At 69.7% G+C, this 26,264-nt stretch carries 29 protein-coding genes; 24 read left to right on the plus strand and 5 right to left on the minus strand.

Annotated elements, in window-relative coordinates; all coding sequences use genetic code 11:
* The first annotated feature begins 335 nt into the window (after positions 1-335).
* The 6 genes from ACFFCN_RS13980 (at position 336) to ACFFCN_RS14005 (ending at position 6,974) form a co-directional block, all read left to right on the plus strand.
* Positions 336-1,178 (plus strand): SDR family oxidoreductase, encoded by an 843-nt coding sequence (locus ACFFCN_RS13980; RefSeq protein ID WP_375492544.1) that lies wholly within the window; start codon positions 336-338, stop codon positions 1,176-1,178.
* Positions 1,179-1,283: 105 nt separating this feature from the next.
* Positions 1,284-2,798: a flavin-containing monooxygenase gene (locus tag ACFFCN_RS13985; RefSeq protein WP_375492546.1), complete on the plus strand. Its 1,515-nt coding sequence runs from the start codon at positions 1,284-1,286 to the stop codon at positions 2,796-2,798.
* Positions 2,799-2,820: 22 nt separating this feature from the next.
* Positions 2,821-3,207 carry a PaaI family thioesterase gene (locus tag ACFFCN_RS13990; RefSeq protein WP_375492547.1) on the plus strand — a complete coding sequence of 129 codons (387 nt, stop codon included), beginning with the start codon at positions 2,821-2,823 and terminating at the stop codon, positions 3,205-3,207.
* Positions 3,208-3,287: 80 nt separating this feature from the next.
* On the plus strand, positions 3,288-4,586 hold the full coding sequence (locus ACFFCN_RS13995) for a citrate synthase (protein ID WP_375492549.1): 1,299 nt from the start codon (positions 3,288-3,290) through the stop codon (positions 4,584-4,586).
* A 109-nt stretch (positions 4,587-4,695) separates the two neighbouring features.
* On the plus strand, positions 4,696-5,913 hold the full coding sequence (locus tag ACFFCN_RS14000; protein WP_375492550.1) for a homogentisate 1,2-dioxygenase: 1,218 nt from the start codon (positions 4,696-4,698) through the stop codon (positions 5,911-5,913).
* Entirely contained in the window at positions 5,910-6,974 is a 1,065-nt protein-coding gene (locus tag ACFFCN_RS14005; protein ID WP_375492551.1) for a fumarylacetoacetate hydrolase family protein, read from the plus strand. Before ACFFCN_RS14000 ends, ACFFCN_RS14005 begins: the two co-directional genes overlap by 4 nt.
* A gap of 10 nt (positions 6,975-6,984) precedes the next feature.
* On the opposite strand, the gene csrA is transcribed toward ACFFCN_RS14005, so the two are convergent.
* From csrA to flgN, 5 genes are read right to left on the minus strand one after another with little or no spacing between them, the layout of a single operon-like run.
* Positions 6,985-7,248 (minus strand): carbon storage regulator CsrA, encoded by a 264-nt coding sequence (gene csrA, locus ACFFCN_RS14010; protein WP_375492553.1) that lies wholly within the window; start codon positions 7,246-7,248, stop codon positions 6,985-6,987.
* A 49-nt stretch (positions 7,249-7,297) separates the two neighbouring features.
* A complete protein-coding gene (gene fliW, locus ACFFCN_RS14015) occupies positions 7,298-7,696 on the minus strand; it encodes a flagellar assembly protein FliW (RefSeq protein WP_375492555.1) in 399 nt (132 codons plus the stop codon).
* Between the two features lie 25 nt (positions 7,697-7,721).
* Positions 7,722-8,609, minus strand: a complete 888-nt coding sequence (flgL, locus tag ACFFCN_RS14020; RefSeq protein ID WP_375492557.1) for a flagellar hook-associated protein FlgL — start codon at positions 8,607-8,609, stop codon at positions 7,722-7,724.
* Positions 8,610-8,612: 3 nt separating this feature from the next.
* Positions 8,613-9,965: a flagellar hook-associated protein FlgK gene (flgK, locus tag ACFFCN_RS14025; protein WP_375492559.1), complete on the minus strand. Its 1,353-nt coding sequence runs from the start codon at positions 9,963-9,965 to the stop codon at positions 8,613-8,615.
* Positions 9,966-9,999: 34 nt separating this feature from the next.
* Positions 10,000-10,524: a flagellar export chaperone FlgN gene (flgN, locus tag ACFFCN_RS14030; RefSeq protein ID WP_375492561.1), complete on the minus strand. Its 525-nt coding sequence runs from the start codon at positions 10,522-10,524 to the stop codon at positions 10,000-10,002.
* Positions 10,525-10,851: 327 nt separating this feature from the next.
* Between flgN and ACFFCN_RS14035 the strand changes: the two genes are divergently transcribed.
* The 18 genes from ACFFCN_RS14035 to ACFFCN_RS14120 all read left to right on the plus strand — a co-directional run bounded on the left by ACFFCN_RS14035 (position 10,852) and on the right by ACFFCN_RS14120 (position 26,244).
* Complete coding sequence (locus ACFFCN_RS14035; RefSeq protein WP_375492562.1) at positions 10,852-11,781, plus strand: sigma-70 family RNA polymerase sigma factor; 930 nt, start codon at positions 10,852-10,854, stop codon at positions 11,779-11,781.
* Positions 11,782-11,921: 140 nt separating this feature from the next.
* Entirely contained in the window at positions 11,922-12,770 is an 849-nt protein-coding gene (locus tag ACFFCN_RS14040; RefSeq protein ID WP_375492564.1) for a flagellin, read from the plus strand.
* Positions 12,771-12,905: 135 nt separating this feature from the next.
* Positions 12,906-13,820, plus strand: coding sequence for a flagellin (locus ACFFCN_RS14045; protein ID WP_375492566.1), 915 nt, complete (start codon positions 12,906-12,908; stop codon positions 13,818-13,820).
* A gap of 135 nt (positions 13,821-13,955) precedes the next feature.
* The gene (locus ACFFCN_RS14050; RefSeq protein WP_375492567.1) at positions 13,956-14,903 is read left to right on the plus strand and encodes a flagellin; all 948 of its coding nucleotides are present in this window, start codon (positions 13,956-13,958) and stop codon (positions 14,901-14,903) included.
* 78 nt (positions 14,904-14,981) lie between these two features.
* The gene (gene fliD, locus ACFFCN_RS14055) at positions 14,982-16,313 is read left to right on the plus strand and encodes a flagellar filament capping protein FliD (protein ID WP_375492569.1); all 1,332 of its coding nucleotides are present in this window, start codon (positions 14,982-14,984) and stop codon (positions 16,311-16,313) included.
* 40 nt (positions 16,314-16,353) lie between these two features.
* A complete protein-coding gene (fliS, locus tag ACFFCN_RS14060; protein ID WP_375492570.1) occupies positions 16,354-16,803 on the plus strand; it encodes a flagellar export chaperone FliS in 450 nt (149 codons plus the stop codon).
* 17 nt (positions 16,804-16,820) lie between these two features.
* On the plus strand, positions 16,821-17,189 hold the full coding sequence (locus tag ACFFCN_RS14065; protein ID WP_375492572.1) for a hypothetical protein: 369 nt from the start codon (positions 16,821-16,823) through the stop codon (positions 17,187-17,189).
* Between the two features lie 122 nt (positions 17,190-17,311).
* Positions 17,312-17,653: a flagellar basal body rod protein FlgB gene (locus ACFFCN_RS14070; protein WP_375492573.1), complete on the plus strand. Its 342-nt coding sequence runs from the start codon at positions 17,312-17,314 to the stop codon at positions 17,651-17,653.
* Positions 17,654-17,657: 4 nt separating this feature from the next.
* Positions 17,658-18,068 (plus strand): flagellar basal body rod protein FlgC, encoded by a 411-nt coding sequence (locus ACFFCN_RS14075; RefSeq protein ID WP_375492575.1) that lies wholly within the window; start codon positions 17,658-17,660, stop codon positions 18,066-18,068.
* A complete protein-coding gene (locus tag ACFFCN_RS14080; RefSeq protein WP_375492577.1) occupies positions 18,068-18,388 on the plus strand; it encodes a flagellar hook-basal body complex protein FliE in 321 nt (106 codons plus the stop codon). Before ACFFCN_RS14075 ends, ACFFCN_RS14080 begins: the two co-directional genes overlap by 1 nt.
* Entirely contained in the window at positions 18,385-19,962 is a 1,578-nt protein-coding gene (fliF, locus tag ACFFCN_RS14085; RefSeq protein ID WP_375492579.1) for a flagellar basal-body MS-ring/collar protein FliF, read from the plus strand. The genes ACFFCN_RS14080 and fliF overlap by 4 nt, the downstream gene beginning before the upstream one ends.
* Positions 19,959-21,047 carry a flagellar motor switch protein FliG gene (gene fliG, locus ACFFCN_RS14090; protein WP_375492581.1) on the plus strand — a complete coding sequence of 363 codons (1,089 nt, stop codon included), beginning with the start codon at positions 19,959-19,961 and terminating at the stop codon, positions 21,045-21,047. The genes fliF and fliG overlap by 4 nt, the downstream gene beginning before the upstream one ends.
* Positions 21,031-21,744, plus strand: a complete 714-nt coding sequence (locus ACFFCN_RS14095) for a FliH/SctL family protein (RefSeq protein ID WP_375492583.1) — start codon at positions 21,031-21,033, stop codon at positions 21,742-21,744. The genes fliG and ACFFCN_RS14095 overlap by 17 nt, the downstream gene beginning before the upstream one ends.
* Positions 21,741-23,078: a FliI/YscN family ATPase gene (locus ACFFCN_RS14100; RefSeq protein WP_375492584.1), complete on the plus strand. Its 1,338-nt coding sequence runs from the start codon at positions 21,741-21,743 to the stop codon at positions 23,076-23,078. Before ACFFCN_RS14095 ends, ACFFCN_RS14100 begins: the two co-directional genes overlap by 4 nt.
* Positions 23,075-23,512 (plus strand): flagellar FliJ family protein, encoded by a 438-nt coding sequence (locus ACFFCN_RS14105; RefSeq protein ID WP_375492586.1) that lies wholly within the window; start codon positions 23,075-23,077, stop codon positions 23,510-23,512. The genes ACFFCN_RS14100 and ACFFCN_RS14105 overlap by 4 nt, the downstream gene beginning before the upstream one ends.
* Positions 23,509-24,537, plus strand: coding sequence for a transglycosylase SLT domain-containing protein (locus tag ACFFCN_RS14110; protein ID WP_375492588.1), 1,029 nt, complete (start codon positions 23,509-23,511; stop codon positions 24,535-24,537). The genes ACFFCN_RS14105 and ACFFCN_RS14110 overlap by 4 nt, the downstream gene beginning before the upstream one ends.
* Complete coding sequence (locus ACFFCN_RS14115) at positions 24,534-25,793, plus strand: flagellar hook-length control protein FliK (protein WP_375492589.1); 1,260 nt, start codon at positions 24,534-24,536, stop codon at positions 25,791-25,793. The genes ACFFCN_RS14110 and ACFFCN_RS14115 overlap by 4 nt, the downstream gene beginning before the upstream one ends.
* A gap of 4 nt (positions 25,794-25,797) precedes the next feature.
* Positions 25,798-26,244: a flagellar hook assembly protein FlgD gene (locus tag ACFFCN_RS14120; protein WP_375492590.1), complete on the plus strand. Its 447-nt coding sequence runs from the start codon at positions 25,798-25,800 to the stop codon at positions 26,242-26,244.
* The last annotated feature ends 20 nt before the right edge of the window (positions 26,245-26,264 follow it).

The raw sequence follows: 26,264 nt of genomic DNA on the forward strand, positions 1-26,264 counted from the left end.
CACCGTGAGCAGGTCGTCCAGCAGCGTGTGCGCGGCCGCGAGCAGACCCAAGGCCTGCCCTGCCACCAGCGTATCGCTCATGTATTCGATTCTACCGGATCGACGGCCGGATGACAACCCTTTGCCCCAACAAACACGGGGGGTAGAGCCACGTGAGCGAAGCGTGACCACCACCCGAAAGCGGCAACCGACCAGTCGATCAACTCCCTCGTCGCTGCGTCTTTGCTTTTAAGGTCGAACGCAGCGAACCCAGACACTCCCGACTTTCCGACACCCGCCGATCCTGATAGACACAGTGACACTGTCACCGTCACGATCAGCCGAGGAGTGCCGGCATGCCCAAGCAACCCCGCCAGCTGTCGAACAAGGTCGCGGTCGTCACGGGCGGCGCCCGCGGAATCGGTGCGAAGATCGCGAACACGCTGGCGCGGCAGGGCATGCGCGTGGCCATCTGCGACCTCGACCTGGACGTTGCCGAACGCACCGCGAAGGAGATCGGCGACGTCGGCGCCTACGCACTCGACGTCACCGACCACGCTGCGTTCACCGCGTTCCTCGACACCGTCGAACGCGATCTCGGGCCCATCGACGTGCTGGTCAACAACGCCGGGATCATGCCGTTGTCGCTCATCGAGGACGAGGACGACGCGATCACCGCACGCCAGCTGGCGATCAACTTGGGCGCGGTCATCCACGGCAGCCGGGAGGCCGTACGACGGATGAAGCCGCGCGGCAGCGGCCACCTCGTCAACATCGCGTCCGTCGCCGGAAAAGTCGGTGCCCCGGGCGCGGCCACGTACTGCGCCACCAAGCACGGCGTCGTCGGGTTCAGCGAGGCGGTCTACTTCGAACTGCGCGGAACCGGTGTCGACGTCACCTGCGTCATGCCGTCGATCACCAACACCGAACTGGCGTCCGGGCTCGGCACGTCTCGCCTGACCCCGACCGTCGAGCCGCAGGACGTCGCCGACGTGGTGCTGCACGCGCTGCAGCACCCGCACCTGGAGGCGTACGTGCCACGCAATCTGGCGGCGTCGAACAAGGTCATGCGGCTTTTCCCGCGCGCCGTGCTGGACCGGATCGGCAGCGGCAAGGCCGGCTCGCTGCTGGCCTCGGCGGCACATTCGAGCGAGCGCACCGAGTACGAGACCAGGGCGGCCGGCCGCAGGCCCAGCTGATCCGCCGCAACGTGACGCGCACGATATGCGTGACACGGCGTAGGGGATAACTTGGGGGCAGTGCGCGCCGACGGGCGGGCAACCCGTCAGCGAGGAGACGCGCACATGGCCGCAGCCGACCACTTCGACGTGCTGATCATCGGCGCGGGCATCTCGGGCATCGGCGCGGCGTGCCACCTGACCCGCGAATGCCCGGACAAGTCCTTCGCGATCCTCGAGCGGCGCCAGGCGATCGGCGGCACCTGGGACCTGTTCCGCTATCCCGGCATCCGCTCCGACTCGGATATGTACACCTTCGGCTTCGCCTTCCGGCCGTGGCGCGACACCCGCACCCTCGCCGACGGCGCCTCGATCCGCGAGTACGTCCGGGACACGGCCGCCGAGCACGGCGTCGATGACCATATCCGCTTCGGCGTCAAGGTCGAGCGCGCGAGCTGGTCCACCGCGGCCGGTCGCTGGACGGTCGAGACCGTCGACGAGGCTGCCGGCGAGAGCCACACGTACACGGCGGACTTCCTGCTCGGCGCCACCGGCTACTACAACTACGACGCCGGATACCGGCCGGAGTTCCCCGGGCAGGAGCGGTTCGGCGGCCAAGTCGTGCATCCGCAGCACTGGCCGGAGGATCTTGACTACGCCGGTAAGCGGATCGTGATCATCGGCAGCGGTGCGACGGCCGTCACGCTCGTGCCGGCGATGGCCGACTCGGCCGCGCACATCACCATGCTGCAGCGCTCCCCCACCTACATCGTGTCGCTCCCGGCGGTGGACGCAATCGCCGAACAGCTCGGGAAGCGGTTGCCCGATGCGCTCGCCTACAAGCTCGCCCGCGCCAAGAACGTCGCCGTGCAACGTGCCTCTTACGCCCTGGCCCGCCGCAAACCCGACCTCATGCGCAGGTTCGTCCTACGCGGTGCCGAGAAGCAACTCGCCGGCGCATCCGACATCGCGAACTTCACGCCCACCTACAACCCGTGGGACCAGCGGTTGTGCGTGGTGCCGAACGGCGACCTGTTCCGCACCATCCGCGAGGGCGGCGCCGACGTCGTCACCGACGCCATCAGCACCTTCGACGAGACGGGCATCCAGCTCGAGTCCGGCACCCATCTCGACGCCGACATCATCATCACTGCCACCGGCCTGGACGTGCAGATGGTCGGCGGCGCGCAGCTGATCATCGACGGCGAGCCGCTGCAGCTGAAGTTCAAGGTCACGTACAAAGCGGTGCTCGTCGAAGACGTGCCGAATGCGGCGATCATCTTCGGCTACACCAACGCTTCGTGGACGTTGAAGGCGGACCTCGCGGCCGTGTACTTCTGCCGGCTGCTCAAGCACATGGACGCCCACGGCCACACCCAGTTCGTCGTCCATGCCACGGACGCCGACCGTGCGGACGAGTCCGCACTCAGCGCGCTCAAGGCGGGTTACGTGCAACGCGGGAACGATCGCCTGCCGCGGCAGGGCACGCACGGGCCGTGGAAGGTCACCAATGACTACCTGCGCGACATCCCGACGATGCGCCGCGCGGCGATCGACGACGGCGTCCTGCAGTTCACCGACGCGCCGCGGGCCACGCCCGACGACGAGCCCACCAGGACGCCCGCGGCGCAGAGCGCGTAACGCCGCCCGATACGGTCGGTACATGCAGCTGCCGACCGAGCCCGTGGGCCTGGACGCGGCCCTCGGCATCGCCTACGACGAGGTCGGCCCGGACCGCGTCGTCGCCAGTTGGACCGTCGACGAGCGTCATCTGCAGCCTTTCGGGCTGGTACACGGGGGCGTGTACTGCTCCGTGGTCGAGAGCACGGCGAGCTTCGGTGCCGCGCTGTGGTTCGGTGACCGCGGCAAGGTGGTCGGCGTCGCCAACCACACGAACTTCCTCCGCGGCGCCGGCGCAGGCCGGATGACGGCCACCGCCACGCCCATCCACCGCGGACGCAGCCAGCAACTGTGGCTGGTCGAGATCGCCGACAACGACGGGCGCGCCGTGGCCCGCGGCGAGGTTCGGCTGCAGAACCTGTCTGCGTGATCACCGCCCGGATTGGCGCCGTGACACGGATGGGTACGGACCAGTACGGCCGGAATTCGTAGGTTGCCGAAGGGGAACGCATGACCAGTACCGCGGCGCACGCCGTCTTCACCACTCCCGACGAGAACACGCTCGATCTGCCGATGCGCGAGGCGAGCGAGGGCTCCGGCGGCGCGGACGTCACCAAGCTGCTGAGCAAGACCGGCATGACGACCTACGACCCCGGCTACGCCAACACCGCGGCGTGCTCCTCGGCCATCACCTACATCGACGGCGACGCCGGCATCCTGCGCTACCGCGGGTACCCGATCGACCAGCTCGCCGAGCAGTCGACCTTCCTCGAGGTCAGCTACCTGCTCATCCACGGTGAGCTGCCCACGACCGACGAGCTCGGCCGGTTCACCGACCAGATCCGCCATCACACCCTGCTGCACGAAGAGCTCAAGCGGTTGTTCGACGCGTTCCCTCGCGACGCGCACCCGATGCCGGTGATCTCGTCGGCGGTCTCGGCGTTGTCGACGTTCTACCAGGACGCGCTCAATCCCCAGGTTGAGGCCGACGCACAACTGTCAACCGTCAGGTTGCTGGCCAAACTGCCGACCATCGCGGCGTACGCCTACAAGAAGTCGGTAGGTCAGCCTTACCTGTACCCGGACAACTCCAAGGACTACGTGGAGAACTTCCTGGCGATGACGTTCGGCTTCCCGGCCGAGCCCTACGAGGTCGACCCGGCCGTCGCCAAGGCACTGGACACGTTGTTCATCCTGCACGCCGACCACGAGCAGAACTGCTCGACGTCGACGGTGCGCCTGGTCGGGTCGTCGCAGGCAAACCTGTTCGCGTCCATCTCCGCCGGCATCCACGCGCTGTCCGGCCCGCTGCACGGCGGCGCCAACCAGCAGGTGCTCGAGATGCTCGAGCAGATCCGCGCCGACGGCGGCGACGTCGGCAAGTTCGTCAAGCAGGTCAAGGACAAGACCGCCGGCGTCAAGCTGATGGGCTTCGGACACCGCGTCTACAAGAACTACGACCCGCGCGCCGCGATCGTGAAGAAGTCCGCCGACGAGGTGCTGCAGGCACTCGGCAAGCGCGACGACCTGCTCGACCTGGCCATGGAACTCGAGTCGCACGCCCTCGAGGACGACTACTTCGTCGAACGCAAGCTCTACCCGAACGTCGACTTCTACACCGGCCTCATCTACCGGGCCATGGGCTTCCCGACGAAGATGTTCACCGTGCTGTTCGCGATCGGCCGGCTGCCCGGCTGGATCGCGCAGTGGCAGGAGATGATCGACGACGAGGAGACCCGCATCGGCCGGCCGCGCCAGGTATACACCGGCCCGACCGAGCGCGAGTTCGTCGCCATCGAGAAGCGGTAGTTGACCGGCGCCGTGCAGCGCCTTGATCGAAGTATGGCCGTGGTCGATTATCGACCACGGTCATACTTTCATCGGCGCACGACAGCGACGTCGAAGCGATCGGACGGACATGGCGTACTACCAACAGCGCGGCGACATCCCGCCGAAGCGGCACACCCAGCATAGCGATGCGGACGGCCGGCTGTACTACGAGGAGCTGATGGGCGAGGAGGGCTTCTCCGCCGACTCGGCGCTGCTCTACCACCGCAACATTCCCTCCGCGCTGAGCGCCGCGCGCACCTGGGAGCTGCCGGACCAGGCGACCGCACCCAACGATCCGCTGCTGCCGCGGCACCTCAAGCTGCACGACCTGTTCGGCGCCGACGACCCGGGTAGCGGCGTCGACGTCGTTACCGGGCGCCGGCTCGTGCTGGGCAACGACGACGTGCGCATCAGCTATGTCGTGGCTCGTGACGCGTCGCCGCTGTATCGCAACGCGGTCGGCGACGAGTGCGTGTACATCGAGTCGGGCGCGGCGCAGGTCGAGACGGTCTTCGGCGCGCTCGCGGCCGGCGCCGGCGACTACGTCGTGCTCCCCCGGGCCACCACCCACCGCTGGCTACCGGAAGGTGATGCGCCGCTGCGCGCGTACTGCATTGAGGCCAACTCGCACATCACCCCGGCAAAGCGTTACCTGTCGAAGTTCGGCCAGCTGCTCGAGTCGTCGCCGTACTGCGAGCGTGACCTGCACGGCCCGCTCGGTCCGCTGCTCGTCGACGGCGATCCGGTCGACGCCGCGGACGGTTACGACATCTTCGTCAAGCACCGTGGCACCGGTCCAGGCGGCCTGGCGGGCTCGGTGCACGTCAGCCCGCACCACCCGTTCGACGTCGTCGGCTGGGACGGTTGCCTGTACCCCTACACGTTCAACGTCGCCGACTTCGAACCGATCACCGGCCGGGTGCACCAGCCGCCGCCGGTGCACCAGGTGTTCGAAGGCAGCAACTTCGTGATCTGTAACTTCGTGCCACGCAAGGTCGACTATCACCCGCTGTCCATCCCGGTGCCGTACTACCACTCCAACGTCGACAGTGACGAGGTGATGTTCTACTGCGGCGGCAACTACGAGGCACGCAAGGGGTCGGGCATCGGGCAGGGCTCGATCAGCCTGCACCCGGGCGGCCACTCGCACGGCCCGCAGCCGGGTGCGTACGAACGCTCGATCGGCGTGCACTACTTCGACGAGCTCGCCGTCATGGTTGACACCTTCCGGCCGCTGCGCCTCGGCGAGGGCGGCACGGCCTCCGACGACGGCGCCTACGCCTGGAGCTGGGTGCGCAACTCGTGACCGTCATCGGCTACGGGTCGGTTCGTGGCCGGGACGGCGACCACTTCGCCGCCTTCCGCCGTGACGCCGACGTGGTCGACCTCCGCAGTCTCGATACGCAGCTGTTCGCCGCCGGCACGCTGGACGCCTTCCTCGCCGCCGGTCCGTCGACGTGGGCGCAGCTCGCCGACGCAGTGCGCGACGCGCAGGCGACGCACGCGCTGGCCGACGTGCACCCCCAGCTGCCGTTCACGGTGGCCGACTACGTCGACTTCTACGCCTCGGAGCACCACGCCACCAACGCAGGGCGCATCTTCCGACCGGACGGCGCGGCGTTGCCGCCGAACTGGAAACACCTGCCGGTCGGCTACCACGGCCGGTCCGCGTCGCTGCGCGTGTCCGGCGAGCCGGTCCCCCGCCCCAGCGGCGTGTTGTCCGCCGACGAGTTCGGGCCGTCACAGCGGCTCGACTTCGAGGCCGAGCTCGCGTTCGTCGTGGGCACGAGGGGACAGCGCATCGCCGTCGACGACGCCGACCGGCACGTGTTCGGGGTCAGCCTGCTCAACGACTGGTCGGCGCGCGACATCCAGGCCTTCGAGACCCAGCCGCTCGGCCCGTTCCTCGGCAAGTCGTTCGCCACGTCCATCTCGCCGTGGATCACACCGCTGGCCGCGCTCGACGGCGTCCGGTTGCCGACGCGTCAGGATCCGCAGCCGCTGCCGCACCTGCGCGACGACGGCCGGCACGGCCTGGACCTCGACGTGGAGATCGCCATCAACGGCCACGTGGTCAGCCGGCCGCGGTTCGCCGACATGCACTGGACGTACGCCCAGATGCTGGCGCACCTGACATCGAACGGTGCCGAAGTGCGAACGGGTGACGTCTTCGCGTCGGGTACGGTCAGCGGCCCGGAACGCGGTCAGCGCGGGTGCCTGCTGGAGCTGTCCTGGAACGGCACCGATCCGCTCGCGGTCGGTGCCGAGACCCGCGCCTGGCTGCGCGACGGCGACGAGGTGAGCATCCGGGCTAGCGCGGGCAGCATCGCCCTCGGCGACGTGACCTCGATCGTCGTCGCGGGCTGAGCCGGAAACGTCAGGGCTTGCGCGGTTTGCCGCCGCCGGGGTCGCGGCGGCGGCGCAGCTCGTCGACCACGCTGCCGATGGCGGCGTCCTCGGACGAGGCCGCCTGGGCGTTGGCACGCTTGAGCTCGAGCCACACCTCTTCGCGATGCACGCTGAGCGAGCGAGGTGCCTCGATGCCGATACGCACGGCCTCGCCGCGCACCTCGACGACCGAGATCACGATGTCGTCACCGACGATCACGTTCTCGCCGACGTGGCGCGTGAGGATGAGCACGCCATCAGTTTAGGTGCTCTTACCGGACGCGCCGCGCGGGCCGCGCCGGTCAGCCCACCAATGGACGGCGCATCGGCAGCGATTCGTCGTCCAGGATGACCTGCAGCGCGCGGCCGGAGTTGTTCGAGACGACGATCGGCGCCCGCAGGTTGGCGGTGGCATCGCTCAGGCCGTCACCGGAGATGGTCAGCACCACCAGGACCGTCACGTCGTCGCCGTCGGCGACGTCGAGCGCTGTCTCCACGTCCGATCCGAGATCCGGCAGGTAGTCGTCGAAGAAGTAGTTCGAGGGCGTGAGGACGAACCGTATGTCGGGACGGCTGACCGAGCGCATCGAAAAAAGCGTCGCGTGCTCGTCGATCGCCTGCAGGCTGTAGGTGTCCTCGTCCTCGAAGCCGGGGAGCGGCTGGACGAAACGCAGCGCCTGTTCCGTGTTCGGTGCGGTCATGGTCGTCATTGTGGGTGCCCCGATGTCACTTCAGGAAGTCGAGCAGCGACATCTGTCGCACGCTCGCCGTCGTTTGCAACGCCGCCTGGTAGGTGGTGTTGGCGGTGCTCACCTGGATAGCCATGTCGGCGAGGTCGACGTTCTCGATGCCGGTCAGCTGGGTGGTCATGGCGGTGTCCTGTGTGGTCTGGGTCGTCTTGGCCTGCTGCACCCGCGCGTACGCCGCACCCTCGGTCGACTGGGCGGCGCTGATCCGCGACAGGGCCGAGTTCAGCGCGGTCTGCGAGCCGCTCAGCGTGCTCGGGTCCGTGCGCAGCGCCGTGGAGATCTGCGAGAGCACGCTGAACAGGCTGCCGCTGCCGCTGCCGAAGACGTCCGGTCCGGCCGCGCTGACCGAGACCTCGTTGCCCTGGCCGACGATGCGGCTGACCGTGCCGGTGTCCCCCACGTACGAACCCGACGAGTCGTAGGCCGCGCCACCCGCCGTCGTCCCGCCGAACAACGGACGGCCGTTGTACTGCGAGTTCGAGAGGGACAGCAACGTGGACCGGTAGCCGTCGATCTCGTCAGCGAGCGCGGTGTTGGCGTCCGCGTCGTTGGCGCCGGTGTTCATGCCCTTGACCACCGCCGTCTGCGCCTGCTGGACGACGGCGACGATCTGGTTGTACGTACTGTCCGCCGTCGACAGCCAGGCCGACGCGTCGGAGGCGTTCGTGCCGTACTGGTCGTTGCGCGACATCGCCGAGCGCAGCGCCATGGCCTGCACGGTGCCGTTCGGGTCGTCCGACGGCTGCTGGATGCGCTTGCCGGAGCTGAGTTGCGCCTGCAGCTGGGCGAGCCGGCTCGACGCGTTGTCGATGGAGTCCAGCGACGTCCAGGCCTGCGAGCCCACGGTCACCCTCATATAGCTCATGGCTCACGCACCCGCGCCTGTGTGGTTGATCAACGTGTCCAGCATGGAGTCGACGGTCGTCAGGACCCGGGACGACGCCTGGAACGCGTGCTGGTAGGTCAACAGCTGGGTGATCTCGTCGTCGTAGCTGACGCCGGACACCGACGCCCGCAGACTGTTGACGTTGCTGACCACGGCATCCTGCGTCGTCTGCGCCTGCTGGCTGCGGGAACTCGCCGAGGCGACGCCGGCGACGAGGGACCGGTACGCGGCGTCCGGGCCGTCCGTCGTGGTGCCCCGTTGCGAGGCGAGCGCGGCGTTGCCGCCGTCCAGGGTGCCGGAGGTCGAGGACGCGGCCAGCTTGCCGGCGTCGGTGAGCACGACGGAGATCCCGGCCGCGCCGCTGCCGCCGAACAGCGCCGCGCCCTGGGCGCCGGTGCTGTCGTAGCCGGCCTGTTGCACGGCGTTGCCGGCGGTGACCAGGGTGTTCGCGACGGCGTCGAGCTGTGCGCGGTAGGTCGGCAGGGTGGACGTCAATGCGGACACCCGGCTCGCCGCGCTACCGCCGGTGAGCGTGACAGCGGTGCCGTTGACGGTGACCGAGTTCGTCGCGCTGACGGCAAGCGTGCCGACCGTGGAACCGGAGACCAACGTCTGGCCGCCGACGGCGACCGACGCGCTGCCGTTGGCGGCAATGGTCGCCACGCCGCCCACGAGCGTGCTGAGCTTGGTCAGCAACTGGTCGCGTTGGTCGAGAAGATTGTTCGCGTTCTGCCCGGTCGCCGTGGCAAGCGCGATCTGCTCGTTGAGCGTGCCCAGGTTGGTCGCGGCGGTCTGCGCCTGGTCGACGTCGCCGGCGAGGCTCGTGGCGGTGCTCGTCGCCAGGTCGTCCAGCGAGCCGGCGAGGCCGTTCAGGTCAGACGCCGTCTGCGACGCGTCGGACAGCACCGTGGCGCGCACACCGCTGTCGTTCGGGTTGTTGGCAAGCGATCCCCAGGCGGCCCAGAAGGAATTGAGGTCGGCGGACACGCCTGTCGTACCCGGGTCGGGCAGCAGTTGCTCGAGTCCGGACATGAACGACGACGTCGTGTCGGCAGCGGCCCCGCGGGCCTGTTCGTTGCGCACCCGCGCATCAAGTACCGGGTCCACCATCCGGTCGACCGAGGCGACGCTCGTCCCGCCGGCCAGGTTCGTACCGCGCGTGGTGTACAGCCCCGCGCTGACGGTCGGGTCGACGCTGACCTGCTGGGCGGTCTCGCGCGTGTATCCGTCGGTGTCGGCGTTGCTGATGTTCTGCGAGACGACGGTGAGCCCGTAGCGCGCAGCGTCGACACCGGACGCCGCCTGCCCGATCGAGGCGAACCAGTTCGCCATCATGCCGCCCCGGACGTCCGTGCCGGCTGACGAGCGCTCATACGCGCCAGTCCAGAACGTGCGCGGTGTCGGCGACCGCATGCGGGTGGCCGGGATACGCAGGTGCCGGGTCGCTCGCGGCCGGGTCGGCACCGGCGGCACGCTCCAGCGCATCCCGAGTCGCACGTTCGCCGGCGACGAGCAGCCGCCTGTTCTCGGCGGTGGTCGTGTCGATCTGCGCGGTCAGTTCGCGCAGGGCGTCGCGGTGGTCCTGCAGCAGTGCGGGCCACGGTTCCGGCGCGGCCGCAGCGATCTCGCGCAGCGCGACATCCGGAGCGAGCTGGTTGGTGCGGGCCACCAATTCCACCTCGACGGCGCGCAGCACGTCGTGCTCGCGGACTGCTTCCAGCGCGTCGTACACGTCCTGGTCGGCCTGCGCGAGCCAGCGCACGTCGCCGGCGGCGAGCAGGCGCTGTTGGACGACGAGCCGGTAGAGCACCGTCTCCAGCAGTTCCCGCTCGCGCCACAGCAACGCGGACAACACCGACAGGTCAGTTCCCGGGGGTGCGGTGGCGACGGTCATACGCCTTACATCGGCAATGGAGGCGGGCACCTGAGCCCGCGCGGACCGTCTCATGCGGCCCGGTCCGGCCGGCCGGCACAGCGCCCGTGTGTTTCGCGTAAATAAATTTCGGAAACAGGTCTTGCTTGCTGCGTTAGATTGCTGTTAGCTTCCGTTTTGACACCAGCTTTACACGGTGTTCGGAGGGCCTCGGGGGGGTCCGACGGTGTTGGGAAACGCGACCGGTGCTCGATGCCGGCTCGTGGGGCGTGGGGGCCCGTGCTCAACCCATCTACACGGCAAAAAGTGTCGTGCAGCACGAGGCAACCTCGCTCAGGAGCTCTCACCATGCCCCCTGCCACCGCCCTACTCACCGGGCAAGCCGATCGCGGAACCAGTGCTGTCGACCCGTCGAACTCCGGCGAGTTCCAGGTTGCGGCGCAATCCGTCGACGATCTCGTTCGAGCGCACATCCCGCTGGTCGGGCACATCGTTAGGGAAGTGTGTGCCCGGGTGCCGTCGCACGTAAACCGCGACGACCTGATCTCGGCCGGTATGTATGCGCTCACGGTGAGTGCGCAGTCCTTCCGGGCCGAGCTGGGCGTGCCGTTCGCCCGGTTCGCCAGCATCCGTATCCGGGGTGGGATCACCGACGAGCTGCGCAGCATGGACTGGGCATCGCGCGGCGCGCGCAGCCGCGCCCGGGAGCTGGACGTCGCTCGGACGACACTCACCCAGTCCCTCGGCCGCGAGCCCAGCCGGGTCGAGCTGGCGCAGGCCGCCGGCCTCTCCCCCGACGAGATCGCCACCGTCGAACACGATGCCGATCGCGCGGGCGTGCTGAGCCTGCAGGACATGACCGCCGACGCCGGCGCCGAGGTGCTCGCCGCGCGCGACGACGGCCCGGAGACCCTCTTACTGCGCCGCGAGCAGGTGGGGTACGTGCGCGACGCCGTGGCAGAGCTGCCGGAGCGGCTGCGCGTGGTCATCACCGGCTACTTCTTCGAGGGCGCGCGGATGGCCGACATCGCCAAAGAGCTCGGCGTGACCGAGTCACGCGTCTCGCAGATGCGCGGCGAAGGCCTCAAGGCTCTGCGCGCCGTGCTGCAACTCGTCGACGAGCCCGCACCCGCGCCCACTGCAGCGCGGTCGAAGGCCGCTGCCGCCGAGGCGTACCGCGCCGCCGTGGCCGCCCGCTCCACACTGGCCGGCCGGCTGGCCGCGACGACCGTCCTGTGCGAGCCGCACCCGGTACAACGCACCGCGCAAGCCGGCTGACCGGCGCGCGGCGGACAAAAAGCTGCCGAACTCCTCAAGAAGTCCTGCGGACGGCCGAACGTTACGGATGAACACCGCTCCACGGACGGAGCGGCGCCCAACCCCGGGCTCCCGAGACTCAAGTTTGGGAGGCAAACGTCATGAGTCTTCGCATCAACACCAACGTTGCCGCGCTCAACGCGTACAACAACCTGTCCACGAACCAGGGCAAGCTCGAGGACGCCTTCGGGCAGCTGTCCTCGGGTCTGCGGATCAACAAGGCCGCCGACGACGCGGCCGGGCTGTCGATCAGCCAGGGCCTGACCAGCCAGATCAACGGTCTGACCCAGGCCGTGTCCAACGCCCAGGACGCCACCAACGTCGCGCAGATCGCCGACGGCGCCCTCGGCACGGTGCAGGAGATCCTGCAGCGCATGCGGACCCTCGTCGTGGAGGCCGGCAACTCCGGCACCCAGGACGCCAACTCGCTGTCGGCCATCAACGCCGAGATGAAGAGCCTGAACTCCGAGCTGACGAACGTCTCCTCGCAGACCAAGTTCGGCTCGGTGAACCTGCTGGACGGCAGCTTCAACAAGGTCTTCCAGGTGGGCGCCAACGGTGGCGAGACCATCTCGCTGAACCTGACGTCGGCTGACGTCAAGCCGGCCACCCTGACCACGTCCACCCTGACGATCGCGGCCAGCACGTCCCCGACCACGTACTCCGACACCGACGCCTCGGGCGATCTCACCAAGATCGACAATGCGATCAAGACGGTGTCCACGGCGCGGTCGAACATCGGCGCGGTGCAGAACCAGCTCACCTACACGGTGACCAACCTGAACACCGCGATCACCAATGTCACGGCATCCCGGTCGAACCTGACCGACGCCGACCTGGCGACCCAGGTGACGAAGATGACCCAGCAGCAGATCCTGACCTCGGCGGCCACCTCGGTGCTCGCCCAGGCCAACTCCGCCCCGCAGGCGATCCTGAAGCTGCTGCAGTAGTAGAGGGCACCCCGGCCGCGCGTCGACGATCCGGCGCGCGGCCGGCGGACCTCTGCCCCACAGACCTGTGATCCACGGACGGATCACGGCGCCCAACTCCGGGCACCCGAGACTCAAGTTTGGGAGGCAAACGTCATGAGTCTTCGCATCAACACCAACGTTGCCGCGCTCAACGCGTACAACAACCTGTCCACGAACCAGGGCAAGCTCGAGGACGCCTTCGGGCAGCTGTCCTCGGGTCTGCGGATCAACAAGGCCGCCGACGACGCGGCCGGGCTGTCGATCAGCCAGGGCCTGACCAGCCAGATCAACGGTCTGACCCAGGCCGTGTCCAACGCCCAGGACGCCACCAACGTCGCGCAGATCGCCGACGGCGCCCTCGGCACCGACCAGGACATCCTGCAGCGCATGCGCACGCTCGTCGTGCAGGCTGCCAACTCCGGTACCCAGGACACGAACTCCCTCAGTGCCATCCAGGCCGAGCTCAGCTCGCTGTCCAGCCAGCTGGACACGGTCTCGACGACCACCAAGTTCGGCAACAAGGCCCTGCTGGACAGCAGCTACAGCGGCGTGTTCCAGGTGGGCGCGAACGGCGGGGAGACCATCACCCTGGCGCTCAACACCGGCGGCACCACGACGACCACCGGTTTCAGCGCCGGTGACCTCGGGGTCGCGTCGAACACCTCCAGCTTCACCTCGTCGACGACGAGTGGCACGCGCTCGACGTCGACGGTCGCGACGGCGCAGGTCGACGTCACGGCCGCCGGTTTTAACAGCACCACCACCCTCACGGCGATCGACAACGCGATCAAGAAGGTGTCGACCGCCAGGTCGGGTATCGGTGCGGTGCAGAACCAGCTCGGCTACACGGTGACCAACCTGAACACCGCGATCACCAACGTCACGGCGTCCCGGTCGAACCTGACCGACGCCGACCTGGCGACCCAGGTGACGAAGATGACCCAGCAGCAGATCCTGACCTCGGCGGCCACCTCGGTGCTCGCCCAGGCCAACTCCGCCCCGCAGGCGATCCTGAAGCTGCTGCAGTAGTAGAGGGCACCCCGGCCGCGCGTCGACGATCCGGCGCGCGGCCGGCGGACCTCTGCCCCACAGACCTGTGATCCACGGACGGATCACGGCGCCCAACTCCGGGCACCCGAGACTCAAGTTTGGGAGGCAAACGTCATGAGTCTTCGCATCAACACCAACGTTGCCGCGCTCAACGCGTACAACAACCTGTCCACGAACCAGGGCAAGCTCGAGGACGCCTTCGGGCAGCTGTCCTCGGGTCTGCGGATCAACAAGGCCGCCGACGACGCGGCCGGGCTGTCGATCAGCCAGGGCCTGACCAGCCAGATCAACGGTCTGACCCAGGCCGTGTCCAACGCCCAGGACGCCACCAACGTCGCGCAGATCGCCGACGGCGCCCTCGGCACGGTGCAGGAGATCCTGCAGCGCATGCGGACCCTCGTCGTGGAGGCCGGCAACTCCGGCACCCAGGACGCGAACTCCCTCGGTGCCATCAAGGCCGAGATCGGCAACCTGAACACGCAGCTGAACCAGATCGGCACGCAGACCGCGTTCGGGAAGACGGCCCTGCTGGGCGGTGCGTACAACGGCACCTTCCAGGTCGGCGCCAACGGCGGCGAGACCATCTCGCTGGACCTCAGCCAGCTCGCCGGCACCGCAGCCAGCGGCGTCGACAACACCAAGCTCGGCTCGGCCGACGCGAGCGGTCTCAAGCTCAGCGGCCTGAACATCGCCAAGTACGACGCGACGGCCGGTTACTCGGGCACGACCCTCACGGGTTCGACCTACGCGACGGTTGCCAGTGACAAGGCGTACGGCGTCGGCGAGTCCACGGCCGACCTGAACGCCATCGACGGTGCCATCAAGCAGGTCTCGACGGCGCGGTCGAGCATCGGCGCGGTGCAGAACCAGCTGTCGTACACGGTGACCAACCTGAACACCGCGATCACCAACGTCACGGCATCCCGGTCGAACCTGACCGACGCCGACCTGGCCACCCAGGTGACGAAGATGACCCAGCAGCAGATCCTGACCTCGGCGGCCACCTCGGTGCTCGCCCAGGCCAACTCCGCCCCGCAGGCGATCCTGAAGCTGTTGCAGTAGGCCGGCGGACGCCGGACCGGACGGACGCTCCCCCTCCGCCCGCCCGGTCCGGCGTTAGCCCCGGAATAAGGAGGAACCGTGACGACAAGCACCGGCAGCATCAGCCTGTCCGGTCTGCTCGGAGGCACGGCCGGGCAGATCGACACCACCACCCTCATCAGCAACCTGATGGCGGCACAATCCGTGCCTCAGTCGCAGCTGCAGGACCAGCTCACCACCGTCCAGTCCAAGCTCTCCAGTTACCAGACGATCAACGCCAAGCTCGCCGCCGTGCAGACCGCGGCGCAAGCCCTCACCGATCCGACCGCATGGCAGGCAACGGCGGTCACCAGCAGCTCGACGGCGGTCGCGGCCACCAGCTCGACGTCCGCCACACCCGGCACCACGACGTTCAGCGTCACCCAATTGGCTCAGGCGCAAGTCACCACCGTGGCCGCCGACAGCTCCGGTGCCGTCATCAGCGTGCCGTCGTCGGGCATCACGGTGACCGACTCGACCGGGCAGGCCCACACGCTCTCGCTGGCGTCCGGGTCGGCCGCCGACGTCGCGACCGCCATCAACGCGGCGAACCTCGGCGTGCGAGCCTCGGTCATCCAGACGAACAGCGGCGTCATCCTGCAGGTGACGTCGACCAAGACCGGCTCGGCCAACGGATTCAGCCTCAGCGGGACGGACAACGCACCCACCAACGTCGTCACCGCGCAGGACGCACAGGTCACGGTCGGCGACACGTCCGCTGGCGGTTACGTCGTGTCCAGCTCATCCAACACGTTCAGCACCCTGATCAAGGGCGTGACGTTCTCGGCCAACGCGCTGGCGAACAACGTCACGCTGACGGTCGCCAGCGACCCTTCGGCCATCGCGACGAAGGTGCAGGCCCTCGTGACGGCAGCGAACGCCGCCAAGACGGAGATCACGACGGACACCGCGAAGGGCGCCGTCCTGCAGAGCCAGTACGACGCCCTGTCCCTCAACAGCGCGCTGGCCTCGGCGGTCAGCGCCGGGGTCCCGGGCGGCGGGTCTCTCGCGACCTACGGCATCGACCTCGACTCGAGCGGGCAGTTTTCCTTCGACTCGGACGCCTTCACTGCCGCGTACAACGCCGACCCGAGCGCTACCCAGGCCGCCGTGTCCGGCGGATTCGCGGCGAGTCTCGCGAGCACGGCTGGCGGCGCGACGGCCCCCGTGACCGGCGCGATCACCGCGGCCATCGCGGCGCAGACCGCGACGAGTTCCACGCTGACGGACGAGATCAGCACGTGGACCGACCGGCTCGCGACCATCAAGGACGGTCTGACCGCGAAGTTCGGTGCCATGGAGACGGCGCTGGCAAAGCTGCAGTCCCAACAGACCTACCTGACGTCGATGTTCGACAGTCTCACCAAGTCCAGCGACTCGAGCTCGTCCTGATCCACGGGCACGACCGAGCGCAACAGCCAAGGAGGGCGATATGGACGCACGCAGCCGCTATCTCACCGATCGGGTCATGACGGCCACCCCCGCGCAACGCGTGGTGATGCTCTACGACCGGCTCGCTCTCGACATCGAGCGCTCGCGTGAATGCACCGACGCACTGACGGCCGGCCCGTACCTCGGGCACGCTGCACTCATCGTCGCCGAGCTGCTGAGCAGCCTCGATCACGCCGCCGGTGGGCCGGCGGAGGACCTAGCCGCGATCTACGGCTTCCTGTTGACCGAACTCACCGCGATTCGGGCGGGCGGTGAGCTCGGCCGGCTCGTGCCGGTTGTTGGCATCGTCGGCGACCTGCGCGACGCGTTCGCGCACGCCGCAGCTGCCACGGCAGGGATGGCGTCGACCGCCGCGGCGTCCGCGGTCACGGCCGCGACCCGCACCCTCAGCACCGGTGTGCCGGTGACGTCCACGGCCTGGGTCGGCTGAGTCGCGTGGCGCCGGCGATGCCGTGGGCACCTGAGGTGCCGAGCTGGGCGGACGTCCTGGCCGAGGTCGAGGCCGACGTCGCCCGCAGCGAGAGCATGTTCTCGACCGCGTCAGGCTCGGCGGTACGCGACACCCGCGAATTCGCCGCGGCGGAGATGATGTTCCCCGGCGCCGGTCCGCTGCTGCCCGATCCGGTGACCATGCCGCCGGTGCCGGCCGAACTCGCCGCGCGCATCGACGCCCTGCGTTCGCGCATCACGTCCCTCAGCGACGAGCTCAAGCAGGCCCTGGACGCCGTGGGCGTGCTGCTCGTCCCCGCCGACCACGGCGTCGCCCACCGGCCGATCGCAGTGCCGACACCCCGCTTCGTCGACCGCACGCTCTGACCCCTCGACACTCCGTCTGCGTAACCGCTAAAGCCGCTCCGTCGCCAGCCGATGACTCCCAGTGAGCACGGAGCGCTCGCGAACGGCCGAAGGATCGGCCACCGCAGATGGAGGGACATTCCGTGCTCGACGACATCTCGTCTGTCACGCTGCAGGTCGCACTCAGCGGCCTCGCGCAACGGCAACAGGTCAGCGCGAACAACATCGCCAACACCGAGACGCCGAACTTCACGGCCTCGAAGGTGTCCTTCGAGTCCAGCCTCGCGGACGCGGTGCGCAACGGCGATCCAGCGGCCGCCTCGATCAGCACCGGTGGCACCGGCGACGCAGCGGGCGCCAACGGTAACAACGTCAGCCTCGACAGCGAATTCGTCACAGCGACGAAGACCACGCTGCAGGAGCAGTTGCTGACGTCAGCGCTCACGTCGAAGTACGGCGAGCTGTCCACCGTGCTGAAGGGCTGAGCCGGTGTTCGACGCGATCGGCACCGCCGGCACCGGCATGCAGACCTGGCACACCTGGCTCGACGTCATCTCCGAGAACATCGCCAATGTCAACGACGAGACACCCGCCAACGGCCAGGTGTTCCGGACGCACTACATGCAGGCAGCGGCGAACAACGACATGGGCGGGGACGGCGCCGGCACCGGCGTGCACGTCGCCTCGCTGAGCCAGAGCTCGGAGAACGGGCAGCTCGTCCAGGACCCGACGGACCCGCTGGCGAACGCCGACGGCTTCGTCCGCCGCTCCAACATCGACCTGAGCCAGCAGATGGGCGACATGATCATGGCGCAGCGCGCCTTCCAGGCGAACGCCAGCACGGTGGGCCGGGCCAAGGACGCCTACGAGGCGGCCATCAACATCGGCAAGGGCATCTGATGACGACCCCGATCTCCGGGATCTCGGCCATCGCCCCGGTGTCCTCGCTCGGCGCGACGAGCGCACCCACCGCCACCACGGCGACGCCGTCGAGCAGTGGCTCCGACTTCGCGAGCGTGCTCGGTAAAGGCCTGGACTCGGTCAACTCCACGCAGGCCAACGCGGACAACCTCGCCGTGCAGGCGGCGACCGGCAGCCTGACCGACCCGGCCGCGCTGACCGTCGCGATGACGCAGGCGCAGCTGATGACACAACTGATGACCACCGTCCAGAGCAAGGCCGTTGCCTCGTTCAACACCATCATGGGGATGCAGGCGTGAAAGATCGGTTGCAGGCGCTGGGCATGCGCCGGTGGAACGACTTCCGTGCGTTCACCCCGGGGCAGAAGCTCGTCACCGTGGTGGCGGTGCTCGCGCTCGTCATCGGCGGTTACCTGCTGGCGACGTGGCGGCCGGCGCCGAAGTACGCGCCGCTGTACAGCAACCTGGCCACCAGCGATGCCAGTGCCATCGTCAGCAAGCTCGACGCGGACAAGATCCCCTACCAGCTCTCCGGCGGCGGCACGACCATCTCCGTGCCGGCCGACAAGGTCGACAGCACCCGCCTCACGATGAGCGCGGCCAACCTGCCCGGTTCCGGCCAGACCGGTTACGCCCTGCTCGACAAGGAGGGTGTGACCACCTCGCAGTTCAAGCAGCAGATCGATTACCAACGCGCCGTCGAAGGCGAACTCGCGCAGACGATCGAGTCGATCGACGGCGTCAAGGCAGCCTCGGTGCACCTGTCGATCCCGCAGCAGGACGTGTTCAACGACAACACGCAGAAGCCGAGCGCTGCGGTGCTGCTGTCGGTGGATCCCGGGACGACGCTCGACGACTCGCAGGTCCAGTCGGTGGCCTACCTGGTCAGCTCGAGCGTCCCCGGGCTGAGCACGAACGCCGTCGCCATCACCGACTCCAACGGCACGGTGCTGCGCGCGCCCGGCGGCGCCACCGGCAACGGCGTCTCCGCCGACACCCAGGCCAAGGCCACGCAGTCCTACGACAGCAGCCTGGCGCAGTCGATGCAGGCGATGCTCGACAAGGCGCTAGGCCCGAACCGCTCGGCAGTCACCGTCAACGCCGACCTGGACTTCGACCAGACCAAGTCGACGAAGCGCAGCTACATCAACGACCCGACCGTTCCACCCGTGTCCGAGTCGAAGTCATCCCAGATCTACAAAGGCGCGAACGCCGCGTCCGGCGGCACGGCGGGCAGCACCACCACCGACACCACCGGCACCGCAACGAACAGCGGCGGCGGGACGATGACGCAGACGAACGACACGGTCAACAACGCGGACGGCACCGTGACGCAGACGACGGAGAACGCCCCCGGAAGCGTGCGCCGGTTGTCGATCGCGGTGATGCTCGACAAGAACACGCCCAACCTCGACGTGCCCGCGATGCAGGACCTGCTGCAGAACAGCGCCGGCTTCGACCAGACCCGCGGCGACACCATCTCCGTGCAGACCGTGCCGTTCGATCACTCCGCCGCGGCGACGGCCACGAAGGCCGGCGCGGCTGCCGCCAAGGCCGCGGCGTCGGCCGCTGCCCACCAACGGCTGATCTCCTGGATCAAGCAGGGCGTTCTGGTGCTGCTCATCGCCGGCCTGCTCATCGGCGCGGTGCTCTGGTCCCGGCGGCGTAACCCGCCGCCGGCCGAACCGGACGACGACGTGTTCGGCCTCGACGAGCCCGACGACCCCGTCGAGCCGCCGGTCGTCGCGCTGCCGGTCAAGAGCATCTCCTCGAACCGGCACCGGCACGCCATCGTCGAGGCCGCGGGTGAGCGCCCCCAGGACGTCGCCCGGGCCCTGTCGAACTGGATCAACACGAAGGAGTCGGACCGATGACCGAAGCCACCGTGCTGACCATGCCGATCGCCAAGGCCGACATCGGGTCTCCGGCCGCGCCGGCCATGGCGCCGTCGTCGCTGATCGCCGACATGTCGCCGCGCCGCAAGGCGGCCATCCTGGTGCTCGCGCTCGGGCTCGACGAATCCGCACCGATCGTGGCCGAACTCTCCGAGCACGAGATCGAAGAGCTGTCCACCGAGATCGCCCGGCTCGGCGCCGTCCCGTCCGAGGTCAGCAGCGCCGTCGTCAACGAGTTCCACGGAGTGATGTTCGAGGAGCCGGGCACGCTCGGCGGCATGCAGACCGCGCACAACCTGCTGCGCGGCGCTCTCGGCTTCGAGCTCGCCGGGCAGATCACCGAACGCGTGCTCGCCAACTTCGTTGCTGCGCCGTTCGCGTCGCTGCAGCAGCTCGACCCGCGGCAGATCGTGTCCGTGCTCTCCGACGAACACCCGCAGACCGTCGCCCTGGTGATCGCCCACCTGCCGGCGAGCCTCGGTTCGCACCTGCTGGCAAGCTTCACGCGCGAGGTCCAGGCCGATGTCGCGCACCGGATCGCGGTCATGGACCGCACGTCGCCGGACCTGATCCGGCAGGTCGAAGCGGGTCTCGAACGCCGCGTGTCGTCGCTCGGCGTCGCGTCCGAGCTGTCCACGGTGGGTGGCCTGCAGCCGCTGGTGGACATCATCAACCGCTCGGACCGCGGCACCGAGAAGATGATCCTCGAGGGCCTCGCCACCTTGGATCCGGCGCTCGCGGAGAAGGTCCGCGGCCAGATGTTCATGTTCGAAGACATCGTCACGCTCGAGGACCGCGCCATCCAGCTGGTGCTGCGCCAGGTGCAGCCGGCCGACCTCGCCGTCGCGCTCAAGGGCGTCAACGACAGCGTCCGCGCCAAGATCATGCAGAACCTGTCCGAACGGGCGTCGCTCAACCTCGCCGAGGAGATCGAGGTCCTCGGCAAGGTGCGGGTCAACCTCGTGGAGGAGGCCCAGGCGTCGATCGTCAAGGTCATCCGCCAGCTGGAGGACTCCGGCGAACTCGTGATCAGCCGAGGGACCGACGATGCCTTCGTCGCGTGAGGCCGCCGGCGCCACAGCCGTGGCGTGGGAACCGGCCGATCTCGCCGGCGCAGGCCATGCCGGAGCCGTCCGCACAACAGCCGAGCCCGCGCAGGCCGCGCCGTGCTTCGAGCTGTCCACCTCGGCCGGCGTACCCGACGCCGTGCTCGGCCGCGCCCGTGAGGCCGCCGAGCAGGCGGGATACGTCGCCGGCTGGAACCACGGCCAGCGTGCCGTCCTGCGTGAGGCGCAGTACCAGGCACAGGCCGAACAGGCCCGCGCCCGCAGCATGACCGAAACAGCGTTACGCGATCTCGCGGCCTCGCAGGACGTTCTCGTCGCCGCAGCCCAGCGGGTGCGGGCGCAGCAGGTCACGCTGGCCGCGGACGTCGAAGCGCTGATCGTCGACGCCGCCCTGCGCATCGCCGAGGCGTTGGTCGGCGTGAGTCTGGCCGACGACGCGCAGCGCGGGCGCGCCGCGGTGACCCGTGCGCTCGCGCTCGCACCCGAGGGCGACGCAGTGGTCGCGCTGCACCCCGCCGACCTGGCGCTGCTGCCACCCGAACTGCCACGCGATCGCGCGGTGCGGTTCGTGCCCGACCCGACCCTCGCCCCAGGGGACGCCGTCGCCCGCTGCGGCGGGAGCACCCTCGACGCCCGCATCGGCGCCGGCCTCGACCGGGTGCGCACCCTCGTCGCCGAAAGCACCGCGCGATGAGCGTGCTGGAGCGCACCGCGCGGCTGCTCGACCGCGCCGTCGCCGCCGCGCAGCCCGTCGTCATCGGTGAGGTCGACGAGGTGCGCGGGCTCGCGGTGCGGGTGCGCGGCCTGCCGGCGCGCGTCGGCGACCTGGTCCACGTCGGGTCCGGCGTCACGACCGTGCCGGCCGAGGTCGTCTCCGTCGCTACCAGTCCGACCGGCCAGCTGGCGACCTGCCTGCCGCTCGGCCCGATGTCGGGCATCGGCGCCGGTGACCGCGTCATGACGACCGGTGGCTCCATGACGGTGCCCGTCGGCGACGCGCTGCTCGGCCGCGTTCTCGACGGGCTGGGCCGGCCGATGGACGGCGGGCCCGCGCTGCACGACGTCACCCGCGTGCCGATGGACGAAGCTCCCCCGAACGCATTGACCCGCGATCGGGTCGACGTCGCGATGCCGCTGGGCATCCGGGCGCTGGACACGCTCGTCCCGCTGGGCCGTGGGCAACGGATGGGGATCTTCGCCGGCAGCGGGGTCGGCAAGTCCAGCCTGCTGTCGATGATCACTCGCGGCACCGACGCACAGGTGACGGTGCTCGCGCTGATCGGCGAGCGCGGCCGGGAGGTGCGCGAGTTCCTGGAGGACGACCTCGGCCCTGAGGGCCTGCGCAACGCCGTTGTCGTGATCGCGACGTCCGACCAGCCACCCATGGTGCGGCTGCGCGCGGCCTTCGTGGCCACCCGCATCGCCGAGTCCTTCCGCGACACCGGTCGCGACGTACTGCTGATGATGGACAGCGTCACCCGGCTCGCCGCGGCTCAACGCGAGATCGGCCTGTCGGCCGGCGAGCCGCCGACGACCCGCGGCTATCCGCCGTCGGTGTTCGCGATGCTGCCCCAACTGCTCGAGCGTGCCGGCGCCGCCGCAACCGGTTCGATCACCGGCCTCTACACCGTGCTCGTCGAAGGCGACGACCACAACGAGCCGGTCGCCGACGCCGTGCGCTCCATCCTCGACGGGCACATCGTGCTCGATCGACGCCTGGCCAACGGCGGGCACTTCCCGGCCATCGACGTGCTGCAGTCCGTGTCGCGGGTGGCCGGCGCCGTCACCGACCGCGAGCAGCGCCCGCTCATGCAGCACGCACGTCGGCTGCTCGCCGCACGGCACGACGTCAAGGACCTCGTGCAGATGGGCGCGTACGTCCGCGGCACCAATCCGGACGCCGACGCAGCGCTGCTCTGCTGGCCGGCGCTCGAGGCATTCCTGCAACAGGACCTCGCCGACCTCACCCCGGCGCCGGTGGCCTGGGCGCAGCTGCGCACGGCAGTGGGTCAGGAGGCGACGACATGACGTTGGCATGGCTGGCCGGCCTCGTGCGGGCGCGTTCGGCGCGTGAGGACGTCGCCCGATCCGCGCTCGCCACGGCGCAACGCGACGCGGCAGGTGCGCGGGCGCGCGTCACCCGCAGCAGCGAATACCTCGACAGCCTGTGCGAGAACGTGGACACGACGACGACCGCCGCGGCCTTCGCCGCGTCCGCGGCCTCGTTGAACACCGCCGCCGCAGCCCGCGCCGCAGCGATCTTCGCCGCCGAGCAGGCACAGCAGGTCGCCGACGCGCGCGGCGTGGCGCTGCGTGAGGCGGCGATCGCCCGCGGCGCGGCCGAGCAGCTCAGCGATCGCCTTGCCGCCGCCGAACGCGCGCAGGCCGCCCGCGTCGCGCAGCGCGAACTCGACGAGGTCGCCGCCCGGGTGCACCGCGACGCCGCAGGACGGGCCGGATGACCGCCCCGGCCGGCCTCGCCGACGTCACCGCCATCCAGGCGCAGATGGCGACCGTGCAGGCTCAGCTCAACGCGCTGTCCGGTCAGGTCGCGCGGACCGGTACCAGCTCGACGAGCGCGGCGGCTTTCGCGTCGCAGCTGTCGTCAGCCACCGGCGCTACCAGCACGGCAGGTAGCACGGGCACCGCAGCGACGACGACGACGGATACCTCCGGCGCAGTCAGCGGCGCCGATGTCGTTCAGGACGCCGAGAAGTATCTCGGTACGCCTTACGTCTGGGGCAGCGAATCCAACTCCGGCCTGGACTGCAGCGGCCTGGTGCAGAAGACGTTCCACGACCTGGGCATCACGGTGCCGCGGACGGCGGCGGAGCAGCAGAAGGTCGGCACGCCGGTGGCGTCCCTGGCCGACGCGCAGCCCGGCGACCTACTGTTCTTCGGCAAGCCGGCATATCACGTGGCGATCTACGCGGGCGACGGGAAGCTCATCGAGTCGCCGGAGCCCGGCAAGACGGTGCACATCACCAAGATCTACCAGCAGCCGACGTCCATCAGTCGCATCGTCGACTCCGCAGCGGCCGGCACGACGTCGACCACGGGTGGCCTGAGCAGCCAGCAACTCACTGCCGCCGGCCTGAATCCGGCGGTTGCCACGCACGCCGCGCAGTTCGCGCAGGCCGAACAGGCCTACGGGCTGCCGTCCGGCATGCTGGCCGCCGTCGCGCAGCAGGAATCAGGCGGCAACACCTCGGCGGTGAGCCCGGACGGCGCGCAGGGACTCATGCAGCTCATGCCGGCCACGGCACGCTCGCACGGCGTCGACGCGTTCGACCCGCAGCAGGCCATCCACGCCGCGGCGCAGATCCTGCACACCAACCTGAAGCACTTCCACGGCTCGGTGCCGCTGGCGCTCGCGGCATACAACGCAGGGGCCGGCGCAGTGGAGCGCTACGGCGGCGTGCCGCCGTACACCGAGACGCGCAATTACGTCCGGCGCATCACGGCAATGATGGCGGCCGGCGGATGAGTGCGCCCACCGTCACGAGCGCGCCGACCGGCGTCCCCGGCCAGTCGGCACCGGCCGGGCAGAGCGGCCGAAATCCCGACGGCACCGACAGCACCGACGGCACCACGGACGACTTCGGCGCGGCGCTGCTGGCGGCCGGGGCACCGACGACCGCGTCGACCGGCCGGTCCCCTGCGCCCATCGACCCCACCGGCAGCGCCCAGTCGCCTCCGGCACACACCACGCCCCCCGCGAACCGGTTGCCGGTCGACGCCGACCCGAACGCGCAGCCCGACATGATCGCGCCCGAGGACGACACCGCGGCGCTCACCGCCGACGCGCCGGCGGACGGTGCGGCGCGCCCCGGGCGCGGCGCGGCCAAGGACGACGACCCGAACGCGGCGCCGGCGCCGGCCACGGTTGCGGCGGACCCCGCGTTGCTGGCCACGGTCACTGCTCCCCCGGTCGCCGCAGCACCGGTCGCCGCAGCACCGGGCACCACGGTGGCTGCGTCACCGGTCACGACGACCGCTGCCGCGACCACGGCGGTGGGCACTCCGGCCACCCACGCGGCACCGGCGCCGCACAACGGGGCCGCGCAGGATGCCAGCCCGGCGGCCGTGTCGATCGCCGGCACACCGGACCCGGACCGGCCGCACACCACGGCGGACCCGGCGGATCCGGTCACCGCGACGACGCCGGACGACCCGGTCGCCACCCTGCCGCCGGGTGCAACTCCGCCGGCCGTGCCGGCCGCCCCACCGCCGGCCCCGCAGGCTGTCGCGACCGCCGCGACCCAGACCGCGGCCGCACCCGCGCCGGTCGACCCCCAGCCCGCCCTGACCGAGGCGCTGGGCCGGCTGCGCACGCGTGGCGACGGGACACACGAACTGACCGTGCAGCTGCATCCCGCAGACCTGGGCAGCGTGCAGATCCGCGCCGTGCTGCACAACGGGACACTCAACCTCACGGTGGCCTGCGCGGACGATGCCGCGCGCGTCGCCGTCCAGGCCGCGCTGCCGGCCCTGCACCACCAGCTCGGCGACCTCGACCGGGCCGACGTCCAGCTCACCGGGCAGCGCGGTGCGCACACCGGCGGCGACCCGGCCGCGTCGGGACACGGTTCCCAGCACGCCGGCACCGACCGTCGGGGCACGTCGAGCGACGGCGGCACGGCGGCCCGCGCCGACAGCCCCGCTGCGATGCCGCAGCACGCCGACGCCCCGACACGCACGTTGTCCACCGCCGGCGGTGCCGGCCTCGATCGATGGATGTGACCCGATGACCAGTCCGATCAGCAGCGTCTCCGCGACCGCCGGCACGGTGCCGACCACCGCCACCGTGGCCGCCTCCCAGTCCGACAGTGCCAACAGCATGGCGCTCGACCCGAAAGCCTTCCTGCAGCTGCTCGTCGCGCAGCTGAAATACCAGGACCCGTCGAGCCCGATGGACACCGCGTCGTTCATGAACCAGACCGCGACGCTCAGCCAGGTCCAGACCATGAACTCGATGTCGACGACGCTGTCCAGCCTCGCCGGCGCGCAGCAGGAACAGGCCGCTACGGACCTGATCGGCAAGCAGATCACCTACCTCGACGCCAACGGGATGTCCAAGTCCGGCGTCGTCGACTCGGCGTCGCTGACCTCTGGCGCCGCCACCCTGCACGTCGGCACCGACGCCGTCGCGCTCAGCGGCGTGCTCGGCGTAGCAGCTGCGAAGACCAGCTAGATCCCCCACCGACCCCGCAC

Origin of the sequence: uncultured Jatrophihabitans sp., assembly GCF_964246335.1 — a bacterium.
Lineage (GTDB): Bacteria > Actinomycetota > Actinomycetes > Mycobacteriales > Jatrophihabitantaceae > Jatrophihabitans.

What these genes read in the sequence shown, in the direction of transcription:
- ACFFCN_RS13985 (WP_375492546.1), top strand. Translation starts at nt 1,284, where the DNA reads ATGGCCGCAGCCGACCACTTCGACGTGCTGATCATCGGCGCGGGCATC.
- ACFFCN_RS14110 (WP_375492588.1), top strand. Translation starts at nt 23,509, where the DNA reads ATGACCGCCCCGGCCGGCCTCGCCGACGTCACCGCCATCCAGGCGCAG.
- ACFFCN_RS14045 (WP_375492566.1), top strand. Translation starts at nt 12,906, where the DNA reads ATGAGTCTTCGCATCAACACCAACGTTGCCGCGCTCAACGCGTACAAC.
- ACFFCN_RS14105 (WP_375492586.1), top strand. Translation starts at nt 23,075, where the DNA reads ATGACGTTGGCATGGCTGGCCGGCCTCGTGCGGGCGCGTTCGGCGCGT.
- ACFFCN_RS14120 (WP_375492590.1), top strand. Translation starts at nt 25,798, where the DNA reads ATGACCAGTCCGATCAGCAGCGTCTCCGCGACCGCCGGCACGGTGCCG.
- ACFFCN_RS14035 (WP_375492562.1), top strand. Translation starts at nt 10,852, where the DNA reads ATGCCCCCTGCCACCGCCCTACTCACCGGGCAAGCCGATCGCGGAACC.
- fliG (WP_375492581.1), top strand. Translation starts at nt 19,959, where the DNA reads ATGACCGAAGCCACCGTGCTGACCATGCCGATCGCCAAGGCCGACATC.
- ACFFCN_RS13990 (WP_375492547.1), top strand. Translation starts at nt 2,821, where the DNA reads ATGCAGCTGCCGACCGAGCCCGTGGGCCTGGACGCGGCCCTCGGCATC.
- ACFFCN_RS14040 (WP_375492564.1), top strand. Translation starts at nt 11,922, where the DNA reads ATGAGTCTTCGCATCAACACCAACGTTGCCGCGCTCAACGCGTACAAC.
- ACFFCN_RS14000 (WP_375492550.1), top strand. Translation starts at nt 4,696, where the DNA reads ATGGCGTACTACCAACAGCGCGGCGACATCCCGCCGAAGCGGCACACC.
- flgK (WP_375492559.1), bottom strand. Translation starts at nt 9,965, where the DNA reads ATGATGGCGAACTGGTTCGCCTCGATCGGGCAGGCGGCGTCCGGTGTC.
- ACFFCN_RS13995 (WP_375492549.1), top strand. Translation starts at nt 3,288, where the DNA reads ATGACCAGTACCGCGGCGCACGCCGTCTTCACCACTCCCGACGAGAAC.
- ACFFCN_RS14080 (WP_375492577.1), top strand. Translation starts at nt 18,068, where the DNA reads ATGACGACCCCGATCTCCGGGATCTCGGCCATCGCCCCGGTGTCCTCG.
- ACFFCN_RS14050 (WP_375492567.1), top strand. Translation starts at nt 13,956, where the DNA reads ATGAGTCTTCGCATCAACACCAACGTTGCCGCGCTCAACGCGTACAAC.
- fliS (WP_375492570.1), top strand. Translation starts at nt 16,354, where the DNA reads ATGGACGCACGCAGCCGCTATCTCACCGATCGGGTCATGACGGCCACC.
- ACFFCN_RS13980 (WP_375492544.1), top strand. Translation starts at nt 336, where the DNA reads ATGCCCAAGCAACCCCGCCAGCTGTCGAACAAGGTCGCGGTCGTCACG.
- flgL (WP_375492557.1), bottom strand. Translation starts at nt 8,609, where the DNA reads ATGAGCTATATGAGGGTGACCGTGGGCTCGCAGGCCTGGACGTCGCTG.
- ACFFCN_RS14115 (WP_375492589.1), top strand. Translation starts at nt 24,534, where the DNA reads ATGAGTGCGCCCACCGTCACGAGCGCGCCGACCGGCGTCCCCGGCCAG.
- ACFFCN_RS14095 (WP_375492583.1), top strand. Translation starts at nt 21,031, where the DNA reads ATGCCTTCGTCGCGTGAGGCCGCCGGCGCCACAGCCGTGGCGTGGGAA.
- ACFFCN_RS14100 (WP_375492584.1), top strand. Translation starts at nt 21,741, where the DNA reads ATGAGCGTGCTGGAGCGCACCGCGCGGCTGCTCGACCGCGCCGTCGCC.
- flgN (WP_375492561.1), bottom strand. Translation starts at nt 10,524, where the DNA reads ATGACCGTCGCCACCGCACCCCCGGGAACTGACCTGTCGGTGTTGTCC.
- fliW (WP_375492555.1), bottom strand. Translation starts at nt 7,696, where the DNA reads ATGACCGCACCGAACACGGAACAGGCGCTGCGTTTCGTCCAGCCGCTC.
- ACFFCN_RS14065 (WP_375492572.1), top strand. Translation starts at nt 16,821, where the DNA reads ATGCCGTGGGCACCTGAGGTGCCGAGCTGGGCGGACGTCCTGGCCGAG.